Here is a 20075-nt window from a genome sequence, read left to right as displayed (position 1 = left end):
TACCATTGGTTCATGTCTCTTCCTCAGGTCTGCGTGGGCTACCTCACCCGGCGTTCTCCATCGGGGGACCTGCAGGTGCTGCTCGGCCGCAAGAAGAAAGGACTGGGCCGGGGCAACATCGTCGGCCTCGGCGGCAAGCTCGAGCCGGGGGAGTCGGCCGTGGAGGCGATGGTGCGGGAGATCGAGGAGGAGTCCGGCCTGGTCGTGGCGGCATCCGCCCTGACCCCGTTGGGTCTGCTGACCTACCTGTTTCCGCACCGGGAGGCCTGGAGCCAGGAATCGAGCGTGTTCGTCTGCACGCAGTGGAGCGGCACCCCGCGCGAGTCCGACGAGCTGAACCCAGTCTGGTTCGACGTGGCCGCGCTACCGGTGGACGAGATGTGGGACGACGCCCGGCACTGGCTGCCGGGGGTGCTCGCCGGCATTCCGGTGCGGGCCACTTACACCTTCGGTCCCGACTTGGCCACGGTGGTCGACCCGGTTTGAATTGACCTGCTTCCCCGGGAGTGTCAGGCTTATCACAGCGGTGCAGCTTGAGATAACCCCGGCTGTCGTACACTCAGAGGAAGACGCCGGTGGATTTCACCCTGATCGTTGCGCTTGTGATTGCGCTCGCACTGATTTTCGATTTCACCAACGGCTTCCACGACACCGCAAACGCGATGGCAACCCCCATCGCGACCGGGGCCATGCGCCCGAAGGTCGCGGTGGGACTCGCCGCCATTCTGAACCTGGTCGGGGCTTTCCTCTCCACCGAGGTCGCCAGGACCATTTCCGGCGGCATCATCAACAAGGATGACGCCGGAGTTCAGATCACTCCCGAGATCATCTTCGCGGGCCTGATCGGCGCCATCGTTTGGAACCTCATCACCTGGCTGCGTGGCCTGCCGTCCAGCTCGAGCCACGCCCTGTTCGGCGGACTCATCGGCGCGACGATCATCGGCGTCGGCTCGCAGGCGGTCGCCTACGACGTCGTGCTGGCCAAGGTCATCCTGCCGGCACTGATCGCCCCGCTCACGGTGGGTATCGTCGCCTACCTCGCCACCAGGCTCGCCTACTTCATCACCCGGCGGGATTCCGGCAAGGCGGATGGCCGGGGCGGCTTCCGCTACGCGCAGATCATCTCCTCGTCGCTCGTTGCCCTCGCACACGGCACCAATGACGCCCAGAAGACCATGGGTGTCATCACCCTCACCCTGATCGCCGGCGGGATGCAGGACGTGGGCACCGGCCCGCAGCTGTGGGTCATCACCACCTGCGCGATCGCGATCGCGATCGGCACGTACACCGGCGGCTGGCGAATCATCCGGACCATGGGTCGCGGCCTCACCGACATCAAGCCGGCCCAGGGCTTCGCTGCGGAGACCAGCACCGCGGCCACCATCCTCGCGTCCAGCCAACTCGGCTTCGCGCTCTCCACCACGCAGGTCGCGTCCGGGTCGGTGATCGGCTCGGGCCTGGGCCGCCGCGGCTCGACCGTGCGCTGGGGGATGGCCGGCCAGATCGCGCTCGGCTGGGTGCTCACCCTGCCGGCGGCGGCCATCATGGGTGCCTTCGCGGCCGGACTCGCCCTGATCGGACCGATGGGCATCGTGCTCGACCTGGTGATCGGTTCCCTCGTCATCGCCGTGCTGTTTCGCCGGTCCCGCCAGAGCCGGGTCACGCACGACAACCTGCACGACATCGACGACGCCGGGCGGGTCGTGAAGATCCGGAAGACCCCCCGCAAGGCCTCCCGCACGGCCTCTCGCAAGGATCAGAAGAAGGTCGCGCTGTGATCGATTGGTCTGCGTTCCTTGTCGTCGCGCTCGCTTCTCTCCTCTCGTCCGCGGTCGTGGTGGGCCTGTATTCGCTCGGGCTGCGGTTGCTCACCACCTCCGGCCGTGTACCCGTGGTCGAACCGGCCGAATTCACGGGAGCCATCACCGTGCTCACCTCCAAGCGTGCGGCCAAGGAGGCCAAGCGCGCGCGCAAGGCCGCCGCCGGCCCACTGAGCCCTCTGCAGAAGCAGGTCGCCCTGATGGGCGCCTACGCCTGTTTCGTGCTCTGTAGCGCGGCCGTGCTCTACGGTGTCTACCTGATTGTGCCGGCCCTGCACCGCTGACCCGCTGCGTCCCTGTTCCGCTTCCCTCGCAGCGTTCCGTGCCGTAACGGGCGCTCTCGGTCGCCGCGCGGTAGCTGCGCCGCTGCGCTGGTGGCACGCCACGTGCGGAACGGCGCTGCACGCTCGCAACGCCGGAAGACTGCGCGACCTGGTCCGTCAGGCTGGCGGTGCACCCCGTGGAGCTGGGTGCACGGTAGACGGTGCGCCGCGAGCCAGAACATGCGCCGCGAGCCACTACCTGCGGCGCTGCGGAGGGCCGCGGATGCTACCGTGCGGTGCCGCGCACCCGGGCCACCCACGTCATCAGGTGGTAGATCACGATGGCGGCGACCGTGCCGAGCGCGATGCCGTTGAAGCTGAGGCTGCCGGCCGTGAAGGTGTAGTCGGCGATGCCGATGATCAGCGCGGTGGCTGCGGTGAACTGGTTGACCGGCTTGCTGAAGTCGACCTTGTTGTCGAGCCAGATCTTCACGCCGATGATGCCGATCAGGCCGTAGAGGGCCGTGGTGACGCCGCCGAGCACCCCCGCCGGGATCGTGTTGATGACCGCACCGATCTTGGGGGAGAGCCCGAGCAGCACCGCGGTGATGCCCGCGACCCAGTAGGCGGCCGTGGAGTAGATGCGGGTGGCCGCCATGACGCCGATGTTCTCGCCATAGGTGGTGGTGCCCGATCCGCCGCTGAAGCCGGCGAGCATCGTGGCCAGGCCGTCGGCCATCAGGGCGCGACCCGTGAAGCGGTTCACCGTCACATTCGTCATCTGGGCAACGCCCTTGATGTGGCCAACATTCTCGGCCACCAGCACGAGCACGACCGGCAGGAACGCCGGCAGCACGCCGAGGGCGGCGGACGGATCCGCGAACGGGTTCATCGCCGCGGTGAACTGGGGCAGGCCGATCCAGACAGCCTCGCCCACCCCGCTGAAGTCGACCTCGCCGGCCACCACGGCGGCCACATAGCCCACGATCACGCCGATGAAGATGGACAGCCGGCCCAGGATGCCGCGGAACACCACGGTCGAGAGGATCACGGCGAGCAGGGTGATCAGCGCGGTGAGCGGGGCCAGCTCGAAGTTCGACTTGGCGACGGGCGCCAGGTTGAGGCCGATCAGGGCGACGATGGCCCCGGAGACGACGGGCGGCATCAATGCGTCGATCCAGCCGGTGCCGGTGAGCTGCACGATCACGCCGATCAGGGCCAGGAGTAGGCCGACGACGATGATGCCGAACAGGGCGCTGCCCATGCCCGCGCTCGCGGTCGCGGCGGTGATCGGCGCGATGAAGGCGAACGAGGAGCCGAGGTAACTGGGCAGCTTGTTGCGCGTGATTACCAGGAAAAGCAGGGTGCCGATGCCCGAGAAGAGCAGCGTCGTGCTGGGTGGGAAGCCCGTGAGCAGCGGTACCAGGAACGTGGCACCGAACATGGCGATGACGTGCTGGGTGCCGATCCCGATGGTCAGCGGCCAGTTCAGGCGCTCGCCGGGGCCGACGACATCCGTGGCTCCGACCGTTTTTCCGTCACCGTGCAGGGTCCAGGGCAGAGCCATGTGTTTCTCGTTTCCGTGTCGTACGTAATCCCGATGGTAGTGAACAATTAAGATCGGACGGTGAGACCATCCGTTCAGCCTGCCCAAGCAGAGCCACTCTCGGTGAGGATTGAAACCGGCTTGCTGCACGGAATCCGGGTGCGCGGGGTGCGCCAGTGGCGCGGGATTCCCTACGCGGCCGCCCCCGTGGACGAGCTCCGATTCCGCGCTCCGCAGCCGGCCGCGCCTTGGCCGGGCGAACGGGATGCAAGCTCCTTCGGCCCGGTCGCCACGCAGAGCCACCGCGGCCAGTTCATCGGCGCGAAACCGACGATCCCGCAAAGCGAGGACTGCCTCAACCTCAACGTGATCGCTCCCGACGAACCGGTCGACCCGCGGATGCTGCGGCCCGTCATGGTCTTCATCCACGGCGGCGCCTACAGCGTCGGGTCCTCGCGGGAGGTGCCCCGGCAGGGTGAGGGGCTCGTGCGGCGCGGCGGCATCGTCTATGTCAGCCTCAACTACCGGTTGGGGGCGCTTGGCTACATCGACTTCAGCCGTTACTCGACCGCGGAGCATGCGTTCGAGAGCAACCTCGGGCTGCGCGACCAGGTGGCTGCGCTCGGCTGGGTGCGGCGCAACATCCGCGCGTTCGGCGGCAACCCGGATGCCGTCACCCTCTTCGGCGAATCGGCCGGAGCCAACGCCGTGACCACCCTGATGACCGTCCCGGCCGCCGCCGGACTCTTCCAGCGCGCGATCGCGCAGAGCGCCCCGCCGAACGCCGTCTATGCCCCCGATGTCACCGCCGAGTGGGCCACGGACTTTGTGCGGCTCCTGGCCCGGCGCACCGGGCAGGCCGACCCGACGAACTCGCCCACCACGGTGACGAATGCCGCTGCCCTGCTTCTGCAGGCCGACCCGGAACATCTGGCCGAGGCCACGAGCGACCTGACGCGGCGCGCCCCGGACCGGTACCCCGGCACGATCCCGCTCTCGCCCGTGATCGACGGCGACTTCCTGCCTGAACGACCTCTCGACGCCTTCCGCGACGGCCGTGCCCACCGGATTCCGCTGATCATCGGCACCAACTCGCGGGAAGGTTCGCTGTTCAGTGGGCGCATCGACATCCTCGCCACGACGCCCGGGCGCATCCGCGCCGTGTTCGCGAACACCAAGAAGAAAGCTCGCACGCGCCTGCGGGCGCAGTACCCCGGGATACCCGCGCTGCGGCCCGCCCTCGATTTCGGTGGTGATTTTTCTTTCTGGTACCCGAGCGTGCGCGTGGGCGAACGGCACTCCCGGTATGCCCCGGTGCGCTTCTACCGCTTCGATGCCGCGCCGCGCCTGGTGCGTTTGATGGGGCTCGACGCTACGCACGGCCTCGAGCTGTTCCCGCTGTTCGACCGGCTCGACGGCTGGTTCGGCCGCGGCATGACCGCGCTCGGCGGTCGCCGCGACTTCCAGCGGATCGGTGCCCGGATGCAGGGTTGGTGGCTCAGTTTCGCGGCCTCCGGGGTGCCGGATGCGGCCTGGCCGCTCTACGACGAGGCCGAGCGTCTGACCCTGGTCATCGACGCCGTCGACCGTGTCGAGTCCGACCCGCGCGGGGACCGCCGCCGGGCCTGGGACGCCTTCGTGCCGCACATCTGAGCTCGGCGTGCCACAGCCCGGAAGCCCGGCCGGTTGCCTCCGCGGGCCGTCCTCGCCCAGCCCCGCGGAATCGGCCCGCGCTCCGGGGCCGTAAACTGAGGAACTGAGAATCAGCTGAGTCGGACACCAGGAGCACCCCATTTCTGAAACAGAGACCCACACGTCATCCACGCCTGCCCCCAAGCCGGACGCCCCGGCGGGCACGAACCCGGGGCTCAAGGCCCGCATCGATCGGTACTTCGAAATCACCCGGCGCGGCTCCACCTACGGCCGGGAAATCCGCGGCGGTCTGGTGACGTTCGTCACGATGGCCTACATCGTGATCCTCAACCCGCTCATCCTCGGCGGCTTCAGCGCCGACCAGGCCGCGGTCGACGTGGCCGGCGGATGGCTGCCCAACGGCCAGGTTGCCGCGGTCACCGCCCTCACCGCCGGCGTCATGACCATCCTGTTCGGCGCCGTCGCCCGGCTTCCCTTCGGTTTCGCCGCGGGCCTCGGCATCAACTCCTTCCTGGCCGTGAGCGTCGTCGGCCAGGTGACCTGGCCGGAGGCCATGGGCCTCGTGGTCATCAACGGGCTCATCATCGTGCTGCTCGCCTCCACCGGCCTACGCGAGCTCATTTTCAACGCCGTGCCGCGCCAGCTGAAGATCGCCATCACGGTCGGCATCGGCCTGTTCATCGCCTTCATCGGCCTGGTCGACTCCGGCTTCGTGCGCGCGAGCGGCGCCGCGTCGCCGCCCGTGCAGCTCGGCGACAACGGCTCCGTCGTGAGCCTGCCGACCGCCGTGTTCGTGCTCGGCCTGATCATTCTCGGCATCCTGGTCGCCCGCAAGGTGAAGGCGGCCCTCCTGATCGGAATCGTCGCCACCACGCTGATCGCGGTGGTCCTCGAGGCGATTTTCAAGGTCGGGCCGTCATTCGGGCAGAACCCCGACGGTTGGAACCTGAACGCTCCGGTACTGCCGACCTCCATCGTCTCGCTGCCCGACCTGAGCCTCGTCGGACAGGTCAGCTTCGGCGCCTTCGACCGGATCGGCATGCTGGCCGCGTCGATGCTTGTTTTCACGCTCGTCTTCACGAACTTCTTCGACGCCATGGGCACCATGACCGGCCTGGCCAGCGAGGCCGATGTGGCCGACGAGAAGGGCAACTTCCCGCGCCTGAAATCCGCCCTGATCGTCGAGGGCGTCGGCGCCGTCGTCGGCGGTGCCACCTCTGCCTCGTCGAACACGGTGTTCATCGAGTCCGGTGCCGGCATCGGCGAGGGTGCTCGCACGGGACTGGCCAACATCGTCACGGGACTGCTGTTCCTCGCGGCCATGTTCTTCACCCCGCTCACCCAGATCGTGCCGCTCGAGGTGGCCGCGGCCGCCCTCGTGATCGTCGGCGCGATGATGGTGTCCCAGATCCGATTCATCGACTTCACGGAGTTCTCCATCGTGCTACCGGTGTTCCTCACGATCATCGTGATGCCGCTGACCTACTCGATCGCCAACGGAATCGGGGCCGGCTTCATCACCTGGGTGCTGGTGCGTTCGTTCTCGGGGAAGGCGCGCGAGATCAGCCCGTTGCTCTGGGTGGTCGCGGCCGGCTTCCTGGTCTTCTTCGTGCGCGGCCCGATCGAGGTTCTGTTCGGCGCGTGACCGCGTGGCCGCCCCCGGCCCGATTCGGGGGCTAACCCCATGGGTGCCAAAACGGATGCTCCGTAGTGTCGTTGGGAGAGCGGCATCCGTCGCTCCCCATCGAAACGGAGAACCGCCCATGTCAACCATCGCTCCCGACCAGGCCCCGGTCTACACTGCCGAGCCCGTACCCCCGCGGAGCAGCACCCTGGCCGTGTCGAGCCTCGTGCTCGGCCTCGTGTCGATCGTCGCCGGCTGGACCTTCCTCGTGCCCATTGCCGGCCTGGTCGTCGGCATCCTCGCCCTCGGACGGGAACCGCAGGCGCGCACCCTGGCGATCTGGGGCATCGTGCTCAACGCGGTGCTGCTGGCCGGCTCGCTGCTGCTCGTGCTGCTGGCGCTGGCCCTCGGCCTGCTGGCGCTGCCGTTCGCGTTCTTGATCTGACCTCGATCTGGCCCGGCGCGGCCTCGCGCTACTCCAGGAAGCCGCGCAGGAGCAGGGCGGTGCCGGCCAGATGCTCGGCCATCGCCTGTGCGGCGGCGTCGGGCCGACCGGTCAGGATCGCGGTCACGATCTGCTCGTGCTGCCGGTCCGAGTGTGCGATGTTCGGTCCGAGTGACGGGATGTTGTCGAGCAGTTCGTTGATCCGCATCCGCACTTCGGCCAGCAGCGGCACGAGCGACGGTGAGCCGGCCAGCTCGCCGATGGTGAGGTGCAGCCTGGAGTCCAGTCGGCGGTAGTCCTCGCCGGTGGCGCCGATCGAGTCGGCCAGGCTGTTCCACAGCACTTCCCGTTCGCCGGGCGACAGGGTGCGCGCGGCGGCATGCCGGGCGGCGCCCTCCTCCAAGATTTCCCGGAGCGCGAGCGCGTCCTCGATCTCGGCCACGGAGATGTCCCGGCGCGCCGGCAGTCCACGCTCGTGGCCTCGGCCGGGCGTCTGCTGGGGCAACGAATCGTTGACGAAGGTGCCGCCGTAGCGACCGCGTCGGGAGACCAGATAGCCGGCCTCGGCCAGGGATGCGATCGCATCCCGCAGCGTGTCCCGACTCACGGCGAGCATGGCGGAGAGTTCGCGTTCGGCCGGCAGTCGTTCGCCGGGCGCGACGAGTCCCAGCCGCACGGTCTGCAGCAGCCGCTGCACGGTCTCCTCGAAGGCGTTGCCACTGTGCACGGGGCGCAGCAGCAGTCCACTGTCGAGCCCGGGCTGTTCGTCGTCGATCACTGTTCTGGTCCTGGCTCCTGGTCGAACTTCCAGTCCATCACGGTTTCCGCACCCTCCCGCACCGCTACATCGGCGTCACGTAGGCCGAGCTGATGCCGCCGTCGACCAGGAACGTGGAGCCCGTGATGAACGAGGAGTCATCGCTGGCCAGGAACGCGACCGCGGCCGCGAGCTCCTCGGGTTCCGCGAACCGGCCGACTGGGATGTGCACCAGCCGCCGGGCCGCGCGCTCCGGGTCCTTCGCGAATAGCTCTTGCAGTAGCGGGGTGTTCACCGGGCCGGGGCAAAGGGCGTTGACCCGGATGCCCTGGCGCGCGAACTGCACGCCCAGCTCGCGGCTGAGCGCGAGCACGCCGCCCTTCGAGGCGGTGTAGGAGATCTGACTGGTCGCGGAGCCGAGCACGGCCACGAACGAGGCCGTGTTGATGATCGACCCGCGGCCCTGCTTCACCATGTAGCGCAGGGCGGACCGGCAGCACAGGTACACCGACTTCAGGTTGACGTCCTGCACCCGTTGCCAGGCCGGTAGCTCGGTCGTCTCGATCGAGTCGTCGTCGGGCGGGGAGATCCCGGCATTGTTGAACGCGATGTCGACGGAGCCGTAGGTGAGATAGGCGGTGTCGAAGAGGTTGTTGACCTCGCCCTCGTCGGTGACATCCACCTTGACGAAGAGGCAGTCGAGCTGGTCGGCCGCCGCGAGCCCCGCCGCCTCGTCGAGGTCGCCGATCACAACCGTTGCTCCTTCCGCGGCGAACCGTTTCGCCGTGGCCAGGCCGATGCCGCTGGCACCGCCTGTGATCACGGCGACCCGGCCCGCGAGCCGCTGGGTGAGGTCGATGGGGGTGAGGGTGCTCATGCTGGCTCCTTGGGGTTCGTCTGAGGGTGTGGCGTCTAGTCGACGGCGATGAAGACGTTCTTGGTCTCGGTGAACGACAACGGGGCGTCCGGGCCCAGTTCCCGGCCGAGGCCCGACTGCTTGAAGCCGCCGAATGGAGTCGTGTAGCGCACGGAGGAGTGCGAGTTGACGGACAGATTGCCGGATTCCACGGCCCGCGCCACTCGGATCGCCCGGCCCACGTCGCGGGTCCAGATCGATCCGGAGAGGCCGTAGTCGGTGTCATTGGCGAGGTTCACGGCGTCGTCTTCACCGTCGAACGGCAGCACGGTGACGACGGGTCCGAAGATCTCGTCGGTGACGCAACGGTCCGTGCGGGAGTCCGGGGTGAGCACGGTCGGCGGGAACCAGAAACCCGGTCCGGTCGGGGCGCTGCCCCGGAAGGCCACGGGGGAGCCCTCCGGCACATAGGCCGAGACCGCGGCGTGGTGCGCGGCCGAGACGAGCGGGCCCATCTCGGTGCTCTCGTCGGCGGGATCACCCACCCGCACACCGGCGACGGCCGGCTCGAGCAGCTCGAGAAATCGGTCGTAGACGCTCCGCTCCACCAGGATGCGGCTACGGGCGCAGCAGTCCTGGCCGGCGTTCTCGAACACCCCGGAGGGTGCGGTGGCGGCGGCCTTCTCCAGGTTGGAGTCGGCGAACACGATGTTGGCGCTCTTGCCGCCGAGTTCCAGGGTGACCCGTTTGACCTGGGCGGCGCAGCCGGCCATGATCCGCTTGCCGACATCCGTCGACCCGGTGAAGACGACCTTCCGCACTTGGGGGTGCGTCACGAACCGTTCGCCGACCACCGATCCGCGGCCCGGCAGCACCTGGAACAGCCCCTCGGGCAGGCCGGCCTCCCGGGCGAGTACGCCCAGATGGATGCTGGAGAGCGGCGTCCACTCCGCCGGCTTCAGCAACACCGCGTTGCCAGCCGCGAGGGCGGGAGCGAAACCCCAGGCCGCGATCGTCATCGGGAAGTTCCACGGGGTGATGATGCCGACCACACCCAGCGGTTCCTGGAAGGTCACGTCGAGACCGCCGGACACCGGGATCTGCCGCCCGAAGAGTCGCTCGGGGGCGGCCGAGTAGTAAGTCAGCACGTCGCGCACATGGCCGGCCTCCCAGCGCGCCTGCATGATCGGATGCCCCGAGTTGGCCATCTCGATGCGGGCCAGGTTCTCCCGGTCCCCGTCCACGGCCTCCGCGAAGCGGCGCAGAACGGCAGCCTTGTCGGCTGGCGCCACCCGGGACCAGAGCCGCTGCGCGGCCACCGCCCGGGAGACGGCCTCATCGGTCGCATCCGTGTCGAGGTGTTCGACCACGGATACTGGGGTCTCGTCGGCCGGGTTGATCACGGTGTAGCTGCTCACAGGGTGTCCCTTTCCTGATCGTGGTCGTGGTCGTGGTCGTGGTCGTGGTCACGGGCCGCCCGGTAGCGGGCGGCCGCGTCGACGAGGCCCGCGAAGAGACGTAGGTCGTCGTGCTGTTCCGGATGCCACTGCACGGCCAGCCCGAACGGGACATCGGTGAGTTCCACGGCCTGCACGACCCCGTCGTGAGTGCGTGCGGACACGGTGAGGCCGGCGCCGATCCGGTCGATGGACTGGTGGTGGTAGACGGGAACGGGAAGCGGCACGTCCAGGGCGTCGAGCAGCCCGTGCAGCCGCGACTCGGGTTCCACGTGCACGTCCACGATGTTGAAGACGCCGCCGCCGGCCTGGTAGCCGCCGTGGCCCACGACGTCGGGCAGGTGCTGGTGCAGGGTGCCGCCCTGTGCGATGTTGAGCATCTGGGCGCCGCGGCAGATGCCGAGCAGCGGCAGCTCCCGGTCGATGGCCCGGTGGATCAGCTCATGCTCCCAGGCGTCACGGTCCCGCCGCGGCTCGTCGGTTTTCGTGTGGGCGGCCTGACCGTAACGCGCCGGATCGACGTCCTTGCCGCCGGTGATGACCAGGCCGTCGAGGCCGTCGAGCACCCGGTCGGCAATGGCCGCGTCCACGGGCTGCGGCGGCAGCAGCACGGCGATGCCGCCCGCGCGGATGACCGAGTCGAAATAGGCCTGGGGCAGGAAGGCGGCCGGCACGTCCCAGACACCGGTCTGGGACTGCTCGAGATAGGTGGTCAGGCCGATCACGGGGCGCGGGTCGGCACCGGGGCGCGGTGCGGTGCCGGGGTCAGAGGCGCTCAAAGCCGCGCACCCGCTCCCAGTCGGTCACCGCCGCGTCATAGGCTTCCAGCTCGATCCGCGCGTTGTTGAGGTAGTGATCGACGACCTCGTCGCCGAATGCCTCCCGGGCGATCGTGGATGTCGCGAACAGCGCTGTGGCCTCCCGCAGCGAGGCCGGCACCCGCTCGGCGCCGCTCTCGTAGGCGTTGCCGACGAAGGCATCGTCGAGTTCGAGTTCGTTCTCGATGCCGTAGAGGCCGGCCGCGATCAGCGCGGCCACGGCCAGGTACTGGTTCACGTCGCCGCCGGGCACTCGGTTCTCCACCCGCAGGCCGAGGCCGGCCCCCACCACGCGCAGGGCGCACGTGCGGTTATCGAGCCCCCAGGCGATCGCAGTCGGCGCGAAGCTGCCGCTGACATAGCGCTTGTAGGAGTTGATGTTCGGTGCCGAGAACAGGGTCAGCTCGCGCATCACCGCGAGCTGGCCGGCGAGGAAGTGACGGAACAGCGTCGACATGCCGTGATCGGCATCCTTGTCGGCGAAGACCGCGGATCCGTCGGTGCCGCGCAGGCTGATGTGGATGTGGCAGCTGTTGCCCTCCCGCTCGTTGAACTTGGCCATGAAGGTCAGGCTCTTGCCGTGGGCATCCGCGATCTCCTTGGCGCCGTTCTTGTAGATGGAGTGGTTGTCGCAGGTGGCCAGGGCGTCGGTGTAGCGGAACGCGATCTCCTGCTGGCCCAGGTTGCACTCACCCTTGACGCCCTCGCAGTACATGCCGGCGCCGTCCATGGCGTTACGGATGTCCCGCAGTAACGGTTCCATCCGGGTGGATGCGAGCAGCGCATAGTCGATGTTGTAATCGCTGGCGGGGGTCAGGTCGCGGTAGCCCTTCTTCCACGCCTCCCGGTAGCCGTCGTCGAAGACGATGAACTCCAGCTCGGTGCCGACATAGGGTACCAGCCCGCGGTCGGCCAGCCGGGCCAGCTGGGTTTTCAGGATCTGGCGGGGTGACGCCACGACGGGTGACTTGTCGAGCCACCGCAGGTCCGCGGTGACGAGGGCGGCCCCGGGCAGCCAGGGCGCGCGTCGCAGTGTGGCGAGGTCGGGGATCATGGCCATGTCGCCGTAGCCGCGTCGCCAGCTCGACATCTCATAGCCGTCCACCGTGTTCATCTCCACGTCGACGGCCAGCAGATAGTTGCAGCACTCCGCGCCGTGGCCGGCCACGTCTTCCAGGAAGAGCCGCGCGGAAACCCGCTTGCCCACCAGCCGCCCCTGCATATCGGTGAATGCGACGACGACGGTGTCGATGTCGCCGCCGCGAACCAGGGAGGTGAGGTCCTCAAGCGAGAGATTTCCGGAGCGGGGTGTCATCAACTTCTCCTCATCGAGCCGGTCAAAGGGTGAACATTCGACCATTAGACCACAGATCGAGCGCTGTGTGACGGCCAATTTTTGTTTCGCTCGACTCAGGAATCGGGCATGTAAAGGTATGTACAAGCCACCATTGGAGCCCTATAGTCATGCCAACGTAAACTCCCGGAGTTGCCGCTCGATCGCTGAGTTGCGCAACCAGAACGCAAAGGAATCCAGGATGTCCAAAGACACCTTGAACGTCTCGGGCGTGACCTACACGACGGCAGAGGCAGGGTACTTCGAGAAACGCAAGCTCCGCCGCAGCGCCGGGATCTGGGGGCTGTGGGGACTCGCCGTCGCCGCGGTCATCTCCGGTGATTTCTCGGGCTGGAACTTCGGCATCGATTTCGCTGGATTCGGCGGAATGCTGATCGCCTTCGCCCTCTTGATCGTCATGTACTACGGCATGATCTTCGCGATCGGGGAGATGGCGTCGGCCATGCCGCACACGGGCGGCGCCTATTCCTTCGCCCGGGCGGCGCTCGGGCCCTGGGGCGGTTTCGTCACCGGCCTGGCCGAGACCATTGAGTATGTCGCGACCACCGCCGTGATCGTGTACTTCTCGGCGTCCTACGCCGACGGCATCACGAGTGAGCTGCTCGGAGTCTCACTGCCCGCCTGGGCGTGGTGGGCCATCCTCTACGCCGTATTCATCGGCCTGAACTCGGCCGGCGCCGCGATCTCGTTCAAATTCGCGATCGTGGTCTCGATCATCTCCATCGGCATCCTGCTGGTGTTCTCGGCAATGGCGGCCTTCTCCGGGCTCTTCAGTGTGGACAACCTCTTCGATATCGCCCCGGAGGCCGGCCAGTCCGAGTTCCTGCCCTTCGGCGTGGTGCCGATCCTGTTCGCCCTGCCCTACGCCATGTGGTTCTTCCTCGGAATTGAGGAGCTGCCGCTGGCCGCGGAGGAATCCCACGACCCGGTGCGGGACATCCCGCGAGCCGGTCTGATCGCCCGCACGACCCTGATCGTGACCGGGCTCCTGGTGCTGGTGCTCAACACCGGGATAGTCGGGGCCTCGAACATCGCCACCGCCGGGGAGCCACTGCTCGACGGCTTTCGGGCGATGGTCGGCGACGAGGCGGCCGCTGTGCTGGCCCTGTTCGCCCTGGTCGGACTGCTGGCCTCCCTGCAGGGCATCATGTTCGCGTACGGGCGCAACATGTACTCCCTGTCGCGGGCCGGTTATTATCCGAAATTCCTCTCCCTGACCGGCCGCCGCCAGACTCCGGCGGTGGCGCTGCTCGTGGGGGCCCTGATCGGCTTCGTGGCCCTGATCCTCGTCGACTCGCTCGGCGGCGCCGGCGGCGTGGCCGGGGCGATCGTGCTCAACATCGCCGTTTGGGGAGCCGTGATCGCCTACATCCTGCAGATGATCTCGTTCGTCGTGTTGCGCCGAAAGTACCCGAATGCGAACCGGCCCTACCGCAGCCCGTGGGGCGTACCCGGGGCGGTGATCGCGGGCATCCTCTCGCTGGCGATCTTCTTCGGGTTCTTCATCAACGAGCCGGCCCGCCCGGCCATCGCGGCCATCGCCGTGGTCTACGTGGTCATGCTGCTGATCTTCGCGCTCTACGGGCGCAAGCGCCTCGTGCTCTCCCCGGAGGAGGAATACGCGGTGTCCGGCGGCCTGCACGGCGACCCGCAGAAGGAAGGCTACGGCGGCGCCGTGGAGGAGCAACTGCTCGCGCTCGACGGCCGGGACGACCAGCGCGCGCCGTAGCCGAACGAGTTTCGATCGATTGGTTGGGTCGCCCTCCGCGGGTCAGAGCTGACGCACCCGCGTGGACGCTGTTCAGCACAGGCGGAGCGACCTGCCGGTGTTGAACCAATTCGACGGAGATTCTCGGGGAAAACGGCCATTTCGACGTGGTGAGGTCCGTTTTCGGCAAAATCTCCGTCGAATTCGTTCGGGCTGCGGGGCGGGAGCGCTACCGTGACGCCATGTGCGTCTGGGAGTGGCGTTCCCGCGGCCGGCCGGGTTCCGCGCCGGCCGCTCGGCCGGCAGGGAACCCGGCCGATGTGATGGTGCTGCGCGACCACACCCTCCCCGGCCGGGACTGGACGGTGCTGCCCGCAGGCAGCCGCGCCTTCTGGTTCCCGGCGCCGAGCGGGAACCTCGCCGCCTTCGAGCTGGGCGACCCCGGCCGCTCCGAGAATCGTGCTGCTGCCCGGCGCGACCGGCTCCAAGGAAGACTTCGTGCTGTTGGCCCCGCTGCTGGCCGACGCCGGCTACTTCGTGCAGAGCCACGACCTGGCCGGGCACTACCAGGCGTGCGCGGCCGGGCCCGGCGGCACCGAGCCCTGGGACTACGCCCCGTTCGTGGCCGACCTGATCGTGTTCCCCGACGCAGGGCCCACCCCGGTGCACGTGCTCGGCTACTCGATCGCCGGGATCGTCGCGGAGCTGGCCCTCGCCGCGCTTTACCGGGCGGCTGGCTGATCAGGCGGGCCGATTCGGCAGGCTGATCCGGCTGGTAGCAGGCTGAACCGGAGGTTGGCCGGCCGGCTGAACCGGAGGCCGGCGGGCTGATCCGATGCCCCCGCGAAACAGGTCAGTGCCCGATCGTGGGACGCCCGGCCCGGTGGCGCCGCACCGCGTACCGGGCGGCATGCCGGCGCCACGGGTTATTCTCCGGCCAGCCCTGCAGCAGGGTGCGCCCGCCCCACCGCGCCCGGCGGGCGATGGCGCTCCAGGAATCGAAGGGCCGGCCGGAGATGGCTACCCGCAGGGTCGGGTCGTAGCGCACGCGCACCGCGGGGCTCAGTTTCCTACTGAGGTCGAGGTCGTCGTGGATGTCGTCGCGGTCGCGGTGCACCCAGAGGCGGGCCTCCAGCCAGACCGCCCGGCGCATGGCGAAATTCGAGCCGAAGACCGGGCGGTGCCCCAGCCAGAACGGCATCCAGAAGAAATATCCGCCGATGTAGAAGGTCCCGCCCAACCAGGCCACGAGGGTGCCGCAGCCGTAGAAATCGCCGGGGCCGGTGACCATGTCGCTCCCGGGGGACTCCGCCAGCGCGGACTCGATCCGCGCCAGCCAGTCGGCTGGCGGCACGGAGTCGGCGTCGAGACGGGCGATCACGTCACCGGATGCCGCATCCTAGCCGGCTGCCGCCGCCGGCCAGATGCCCCGCTGGGTCGCCCGCACGACCCGCGCACCCCCGAAGAGAGCGATCTCTGCCGAAGCATCCGTGCTCGCGTTGTCGACAACGATCACCTCGTCGGGCACCCGCTGCTGCCGGGCCAAAGCCGCGAGGCAGGTTCGGAGAAGGGCGGCGTCGTTCTAGCAGGGGATCACGACCGAGATCGTCATCGTCGCTGCCTCCTTTCCCGCCCGCAGCGAGCTGTCGCATTGATCCTCCATCTGGCGGTCACGGTCAGATCGCGCGGCAATGCGTGGTGAGGAACCCGATCTTGTCGATGGTGATCGTGACCGTCGAGCCGTCGCGCAGGAACACCGGAGGTTTGCGGCTGTAGCCGGCGCCGCCCGGGCTGCCGGTGGAGATGAGCGTGCCCGGCAGCAGGGTCGAGGTTTTGGAGAGGTAGGAGATGATCTCGGCGACCGAGCGCACCATGTCGCCGCTCGAGGCGTCCTGCAGGATGCGGCCGTCGACGTGGGTGGTCAGCCACAGGTCCTGCGGGTCGGCGATCTGGTCTGCCGTGATGACGACCGGCCCGGTGGGCGTGAAACCGTCGAAGGACTTGCAGCGCGACCACTGCGCCTCGGAGAATTGCAGGTCGCGCGCCGTGATGTCGTTGACGACCGTGTAGCCGAAGACATGGTCGAGAGCGTCCGCCACCGACACGTGGTGTGCGGCCGTGCCGATGATCACGCCGAGCTCGGCCTCGTAGTCGACCTGGCTGGTCAGATCGGTCGGCCAGGTGATCGTGGACTCGTGCCCGGTGAGCGAGTTGGGCCAGAGCGAGAACACGGTCGCGGCCGTTTCGACGCGCAGTTCGAGCTCGGAGGAGTGGGCGGCGTAGTTGGCGCCGATCGCGATGATCTGAGGCGGACGCAGCACGGCCGACGAGTAGCGCAGCTCGCCCAGCGGGGTGAGCGTTGCTCCCTGCGCGGCGGCGTTCTGGCTCAGGGCGCGCACCCGGTCGTACTCGTCAGAGTCCTTCTCGATCAGGTCCTGCAGATCGCGGGGGGCGTCGTCCATGATCTCGTCGAGGAACAGCGCTGCGTCGTCGAAGACGGCGGCGAGCCGCGGAGTGGATTGACCTTCAACTCTCAGGTGGGCGAATTTCACCTGTTCAGGCTATCTGGCCCGGGAGGGGTCGCGGTGCGCGGGGTAGCCGCGGCGCCTGCCGCGCGCCACAAGTGCATGCCGGCGTAGCTGCGCCACGGCGCCCAGGCGGCACCGTGGCGGGCGAGTTGCCGGGCCTCCGCGGGCAGGCCGAGCCTCCCGGCGCCCTGCAACAGGGCCAGGTCGCTGGTCAGCAGGATGTCCGGGCTGCCCAGCACGCGCAGGGCCACGTATCCGGCCGTCCACGGTCCGATCCCGGCCAGGGCGGTCAGACGGGACTCAAGATCCTCCCGGGTCTGCCCGTAGGAGAGCACCAGATCGCCGGAGCAGAGCGCCTCCGCCACGCCGATGATCGCGTCGATGCGCGCGGCCGGGCCGCGCAGCACGCCGCGGCCCTCGGTTGCGATCCGCTGGGCGGTGGGAAACAGCCGGGTCAGGGGAGCGGCGGTGGAGTCGTGGATGAAGAGGCTTTGGCTGGTGCCGGTGGTGACGCTGGTGCCGCTGGTGCCAGTGGTGGCGCTGCTGTCGCTGTCCCCTGCACCCGGGTACACGTCGTCGCCGAGCGCAGCGGCCAGCCGGGTGAGTGCCGTTCGGGCGGAGGCCACCGAGACCTGCTGGCCGATGAGCGCGCGGAACAGGGTCTCCTCGGGGTCCACGCTGCCCGGCACGCGCATGCCGGGGGTGGCCGCGATTCCGGCCGCGAGTTGCGGGTCCCTCCCGAGCGCCAGGTCGATCGCCCGGGAGTCCGCGTCCAGGTCGAGCAGGCGCCGCACCCGGCTGACGAGCGGCGCGAGGTCGGCGAGGCTGGCCAGTCGGGCGCGGCAGGCGACGGCTGGCGCGGCCGCCGTTCCCGACAGGGTCAGTTCCATCGTCGCGGGTCCGTGTGGCAGGCGCAGCGTGCGCGCGTAACGGGCATCCGTCGCCTGTTCCACCCCCGCGAGGCCTCGCGCGGCGAGGAACCGCAGCACCCCCACCCCGTCGAACGGCGCGCGCGCCGGCAGCAGCAGGTCGATGCCCGTCCCGTCACCGACCCCGAAGCCGGCCTCACCGACCCCGCCGACGCCGAGGGGCTGGGCGCGGGGCTGGGCGCGGGCGGGACGGGCGCGGCGCAGCTCGGTGGGGGTGCGCTCGTAGACGACGGCCATGGTGTCGTTGAACTGGCGCACGCTGCCGAAACCGGCGGCGAATGCGACCTCGGTGATCGGGACATCCGTGCTCGCCAGCAGCACGCGGGCGGTCTGCGCGCGGTGCGCCCGGGCGAGCGCGAGCGGGCCGGCGCCCAGCTCGGTCACGAGCACGCGGGTCAGGTGCCGTTCGCTGTAGCCGAGGCGGCGGGCGAGGCCGGGCACGCCCTCCCGCTCAACCGTGCCGTCGCTGATCAGGCGCATGGCGCGGGCGGCGAGGTCGTCACGGATGTCCCAGTCCGGCGACCCGGGGACGGCATCAGGAAGGCAGCGTTTGCACGCCCGCAGGCCGGCCTCGTGCGCGGCCGCGCTGGTGAGATAGAACGACACATTGGCCGGCTTCGGTGTGGCCGCCGGGCAGCTGGGGCGGCAGTAGATTCCGGTGGAGTGCACGCCCGTGATGAACTGACCGTCGAAGCGGGAGTCTCGGGAGGACATGGCCCGGTAGCGCTCGAAGAAGACCGGATCGAGCCCGGCAGGAGGGATGGTCACCCGGCCAGCCTGCCACCGCGAGCCCGGGCGCACCAGCGGGAATCGGCCATCGCCGGTGCCGGCCGCAGCGGCCGCGGGCCATGCCGGCCTGTGTCCGGGCCTGCCCTCCGGCACCCGGCCCGGTACTCTGGGCGCATGACCGCATTGGAGCGTCTGCAGGCCGAACTCGGCACCCACGTCAGCGTCGATCCGCGCCGGCTCGCGGCCGTTCGGGGCGACAAATCGGGCTGGGTTGCCCCGGGGATGCCGCTGGCGGTCGTCTACGCCGCATCCGTCGACCAGGTGCAGGCCACGCTGCGCATCGCGACCGAGTTTCGCGTGCCGGTGATCACCCGCGGAGCCGGAACGGGCCTGGCCGGGGGAGCGTGCGGCACGGACGGCGCCATCGTGCTGAGCGTCGAGCGGATGAACCGTATCCTCGAGATCCGCCCGGAGGATGAACTGGCCGTGGTCGAGCCGGGCGTGCTCAACGGCGACCTCAACACGGCCCTCTCCGCGCACGGGCTGTGGTTCGCGCCGGACCCGGCAAGCCGGGCGATCTCCTCGGTCGGCGGCAACATCGCCACCAACGCGGGTGGGCTGCTCTGCGCGAAGTACGGCGTCACCCGGGAGGCGGTGCTGGCGTTGACGGTGGTGCTCGCCGACGGGAGCCTGCTGGAGACCGGGCACCGCACCGTCAAGGGCGTCACCGGCTACGATTTGACCGCCCTGCTCACCGGCTCGGAGGGCACCCTCGGCGTGATCGTCGAGGCCACCGTGCGGGCGCGCGCCATCACCCTGGGTGAGACCGTCACGATCGGCGCGACGTTCCCCGACGTGGCCCAGGCGGCCGCGGCATCCGGTCTCGTCACGGCGGCCCGGCTGCGCCCGGCCGTGATGGAACTCATCGACCCGGTGGCCCTGGCCCTGATCGCGGCGTACCTCGGGCCGAACCTGTTCGAGGGAGTTCCGACTAGGGGAGCGTTCCTGCTGGTGCAGACGGATGGGCCGGCGAGCCAGGCGGAGGCGGACCAGGCGGTGGCCGTGCTGCGGGCCGCGGGAGGGGAGGTGCGCGTCTCCACCGACGCCGAATCCGCCGATCGACTGCTGGCCGTGCGGCGGGCCGCGCATCCGGCGCTGGCCGCTCACGGCGAGGTCCTGATCGAGGATGTCTGCGTGCCCCGCTCCCGGCTGGCCGAGATGTTCGCGCGGATCGCTGAGATCAGCGCCCGCACGGGCCTGCCCATCCCCACGGTGGCCCACGCCGGAGACGGCAATCTGCACCCCAATTTCCTGATCCCGTTCGATCCGGCCCGGGGCGGCGCGGAGCCGGTCGTGCCGGAGGCGGTCTGGCTGGCGGCCGACGAGCTCTTCCGTGCCGCGCTCGAACTCGGCGGCACGCTCACCGGCGAGCACGGGGTCGGCGTGCTCAAGCGGCGCTGGCTGGCCGAGGAGCTTGGCGACACGGGCTTCGCCCTGCAGCGCCGGATCAAGGCGGCGTTCGACCCGTTGGGCATCCTCAACCCGGGCACCATGTTCGAGGCGTGAGCGCGCGGCTAGTCTGTTGGGC

17 protein-coding genes and 2 pseudogenes are annotated in these 20075 nt (G+C 69.2%); 9 read left to right on the top strand and 10 right to left on the bottom strand.

Annotated features, from left to right (window positions below; genetic code table 11):
- Positions 1 to 12: 12 nt before the first annotated feature.
- The 3 genes from E3O28_RS13705 to E3O28_RS13695 all read left to right on the top strand — a co-directional run bounded on the left by E3O28_RS13705 (position 13) and on the right by E3O28_RS13695 (position 2104).
- Positions 13 to 486, top strand: a complete 474-nt coding sequence (locus E3O28_RS13705; protein ID WP_104101066.1) for an 8-oxo-dGTP diphosphatase — start codon at positions 13 to 15, stop codon at positions 484 to 486.
- 89 nt (positions 487 to 575) lie between these two features.
- Positions 576 to 1778 carry an inorganic phosphate transporter gene (locus E3O28_RS13700; protein ID WP_134374668.1) on the top strand — a complete coding sequence of 401 codons (1203 nt, stop codon included), beginning with the start codon at positions 576 to 578 and terminating at the stop codon, positions 1776 to 1778.
- On the top strand, positions 1775 to 2104 hold the full coding sequence (locus E3O28_RS13695) for a peptidase (protein ID WP_134416463.1): 330 nt from the start codon (positions 1775 to 1777) through the stop codon (positions 2102 to 2104). Before E3O28_RS13700 ends, E3O28_RS13695 begins: the two co-directional genes overlap by 4 nt.
- 265 nt (positions 2105 to 2369) lie before the next feature.
- Here the strand turns inward: E3O28_RS13695 and E3O28_RS13690 are convergent, their stop codons facing one another.
- Positions 2370 to 3650 carry a solute carrier family 23 protein gene (locus E3O28_RS13690; protein ID WP_134416461.1) on the bottom strand — a complete coding sequence of 427 codons (1281 nt, stop codon included), beginning with the start codon at positions 3648 to 3650 and terminating at the stop codon, positions 2370 to 2372.
- A 102-nt stretch (positions 3651 to 3752) separates the two neighbouring features.
- Between E3O28_RS13690 and E3O28_RS13685 the strand changes: the two genes are divergently transcribed.
- From E3O28_RS13685 to E3O28_RS13675, 3 genes are all read left to right on the top strand, one after another.
- Positions 3753 to 5282, top strand: a complete 1530-nt coding sequence (locus E3O28_RS13685; RefSeq protein WP_241973136.1) for a carboxylesterase/lipase family protein — start codon at positions 3753 to 3755, stop codon at positions 5280 to 5282.
- 226 nt (positions 5283 to 5508) lie between these two features.
- Positions 5509 to 6927, top strand: coding sequence for an NCS2 family permease (locus tag E3O28_RS13680; protein WP_233191422.1), 1419 nt, complete (start codon positions 5509 to 5511; stop codon positions 6925 to 6927).
- Positions 6928 to 7045: 118 nt separating this feature from the next.
- Complete coding sequence (locus tag E3O28_RS13675) at positions 7046 to 7351, top strand: hypothetical protein (protein WP_233191409.1); 306 nt, start codon at positions 7046 to 7048, stop codon at positions 7349 to 7351.
- A 28-nt stretch (positions 7352 to 7379) separates the two neighbouring features.
- Here E3O28_RS13675 and E3O28_RS13670 read toward each other — a convergent pair whose 3' ends face one another.
- From E3O28_RS13670 to E3O28_RS13650, 5 genes are all read right to left on the bottom strand, one after another.
- A complete protein-coding gene (locus E3O28_RS13670) occupies positions 7380 to 8126 on the bottom strand; it encodes an FCD domain-containing protein (RefSeq protein ID WP_104101273.1) in 747 nt (248 codons plus the stop codon).
- A gap of 67 nt (positions 8127 to 8193) precedes the next feature.
- Positions 8194 to 8985: a 3-oxoacyl-ACP reductase gene (locus E3O28_RS13665; protein ID WP_166784834.1), complete on the bottom strand. Its 792-nt coding sequence runs from the start codon at positions 8983 to 8985 to the stop codon at positions 8194 to 8196.
- Between the two features lie 35 nt (positions 8986 to 9020).
- The gene (locus tag E3O28_RS13660) at positions 9021 to 10382 is read right to left on the bottom strand and encodes an aldehyde dehydrogenase family protein (protein ID WP_104101072.1); all 1362 of its coding nucleotides are present in this window, start codon (positions 10380 to 10382) and stop codon (positions 9021 to 9023) included.
- Positions 10379 to 11200: a gamma-glutamyl-gamma-aminobutyrate hydrolase family protein gene (locus E3O28_RS13655; RefSeq protein ID WP_198411611.1), complete on the bottom strand. Its 822-nt coding sequence runs from the start codon at positions 11198 to 11200 to the stop codon at positions 10379 to 10381. Before E3O28_RS13655 ends, E3O28_RS13660 begins: the two co-directional genes overlap by 4 nt.
- Positions 11187 to 12554, bottom strand: a complete 1368-nt coding sequence (locus E3O28_RS13650) for a glutamine synthetase family protein (protein ID WP_134342064.1) — start codon at positions 12552 to 12554, stop codon at positions 11187 to 11189. Before E3O28_RS13650 ends, E3O28_RS13655 begins: the two co-directional genes overlap by 14 nt.
- Before the next feature lie 220 nt (positions 12555 to 12774).
- On the opposite strand from E3O28_RS13650, the gene E3O28_RS13645 reads away from it, so the two are divergent.
- Both E3O28_RS13645 and E3O28_RS13640 read left to right on the top strand, forming a co-directional pair.
- Positions 12775 to 14322, top strand: a complete 1548-nt coding sequence (locus E3O28_RS13645) for an amino acid permease (protein ID WP_104101074.1) — start codon at positions 12775 to 12777, stop codon at positions 14320 to 14322.
- Between the two features lie 438 nt (positions 14323 to 14760).
- A complete protein-coding gene (locus E3O28_RS13640) occupies positions 14761 to 15042 on the top strand; it encodes an alpha/beta fold hydrolase (protein ID WP_134342063.1) in 282 nt (93 codons plus the stop codon).
- Between the two features lie 112 nt (positions 15043 to 15154).
- Here the strand turns inward: E3O28_RS13640 and E3O28_RS13635 are convergent.
- The 4 genes and pseudogenes from E3O28_RS13635 to E3O28_RS13620 form a co-directional block, all read right to left on the bottom strand.
- Positions 15155 to 15685: pseudogene (locus E3O28_RS13635) on the bottom strand (glycosyltransferase family 2 protein); the annotation flags it as partial.
- A 15-nt stretch (positions 15686 to 15700) separates the two neighbouring features.
- A pseudogene (locus E3O28_RS13630) lies at positions 15701 to 15871 on the bottom strand (glycosyltransferase); the annotation flags it as partial.
- Between the two features lie 106 nt (positions 15872 to 15977).
- Positions 15978 to 16853: a fumarylacetoacetate hydrolase family protein gene (locus E3O28_RS13625; RefSeq protein WP_233194206.1), complete on the bottom strand. Its 876-nt coding sequence runs from the start codon at positions 16851 to 16853 to the stop codon at positions 15978 to 15980.
- Entirely contained in the window at positions 16850 to 18526 is a 1677-nt protein-coding gene (locus E3O28_RS13620) for an AlkA N-terminal domain-containing protein (RefSeq protein WP_255570151.1), read from the bottom strand. Before E3O28_RS13620 ends, E3O28_RS13625 begins: the two co-directional genes overlap by 4 nt.
- 135 nt (positions 18527 to 18661) lie before the next feature.
- On the opposite strand from E3O28_RS13620, the gene E3O28_RS13615 reads away from it, so the two are divergent.
- A complete protein-coding gene (locus E3O28_RS13615; RefSeq protein ID WP_104101076.1) occupies positions 18662 to 20053 on the top strand; it encodes an FAD-linked oxidase C-terminal domain-containing protein in 1392 nt (463 codons plus the stop codon).
- The last annotated feature ends 22 nt before the right edge of the window (positions 20054 to 20075 follow it).

This window comes from Cryobacterium sp. TMT2-14 (assembly GCF_004402465.1).
In the GTDB taxonomy this organism is placed as follows: Bacteria; Actinomycetota; Actinomycetes; order Actinomycetales; family Microbacteriaceae; genus Cryobacterium; species Cryobacterium sandaracinum.
The sequence above is the reverse complement of the archived record's forward strand: the minus strand, read 5'-3'. Positions and strand labels throughout refer to the sequence as shown.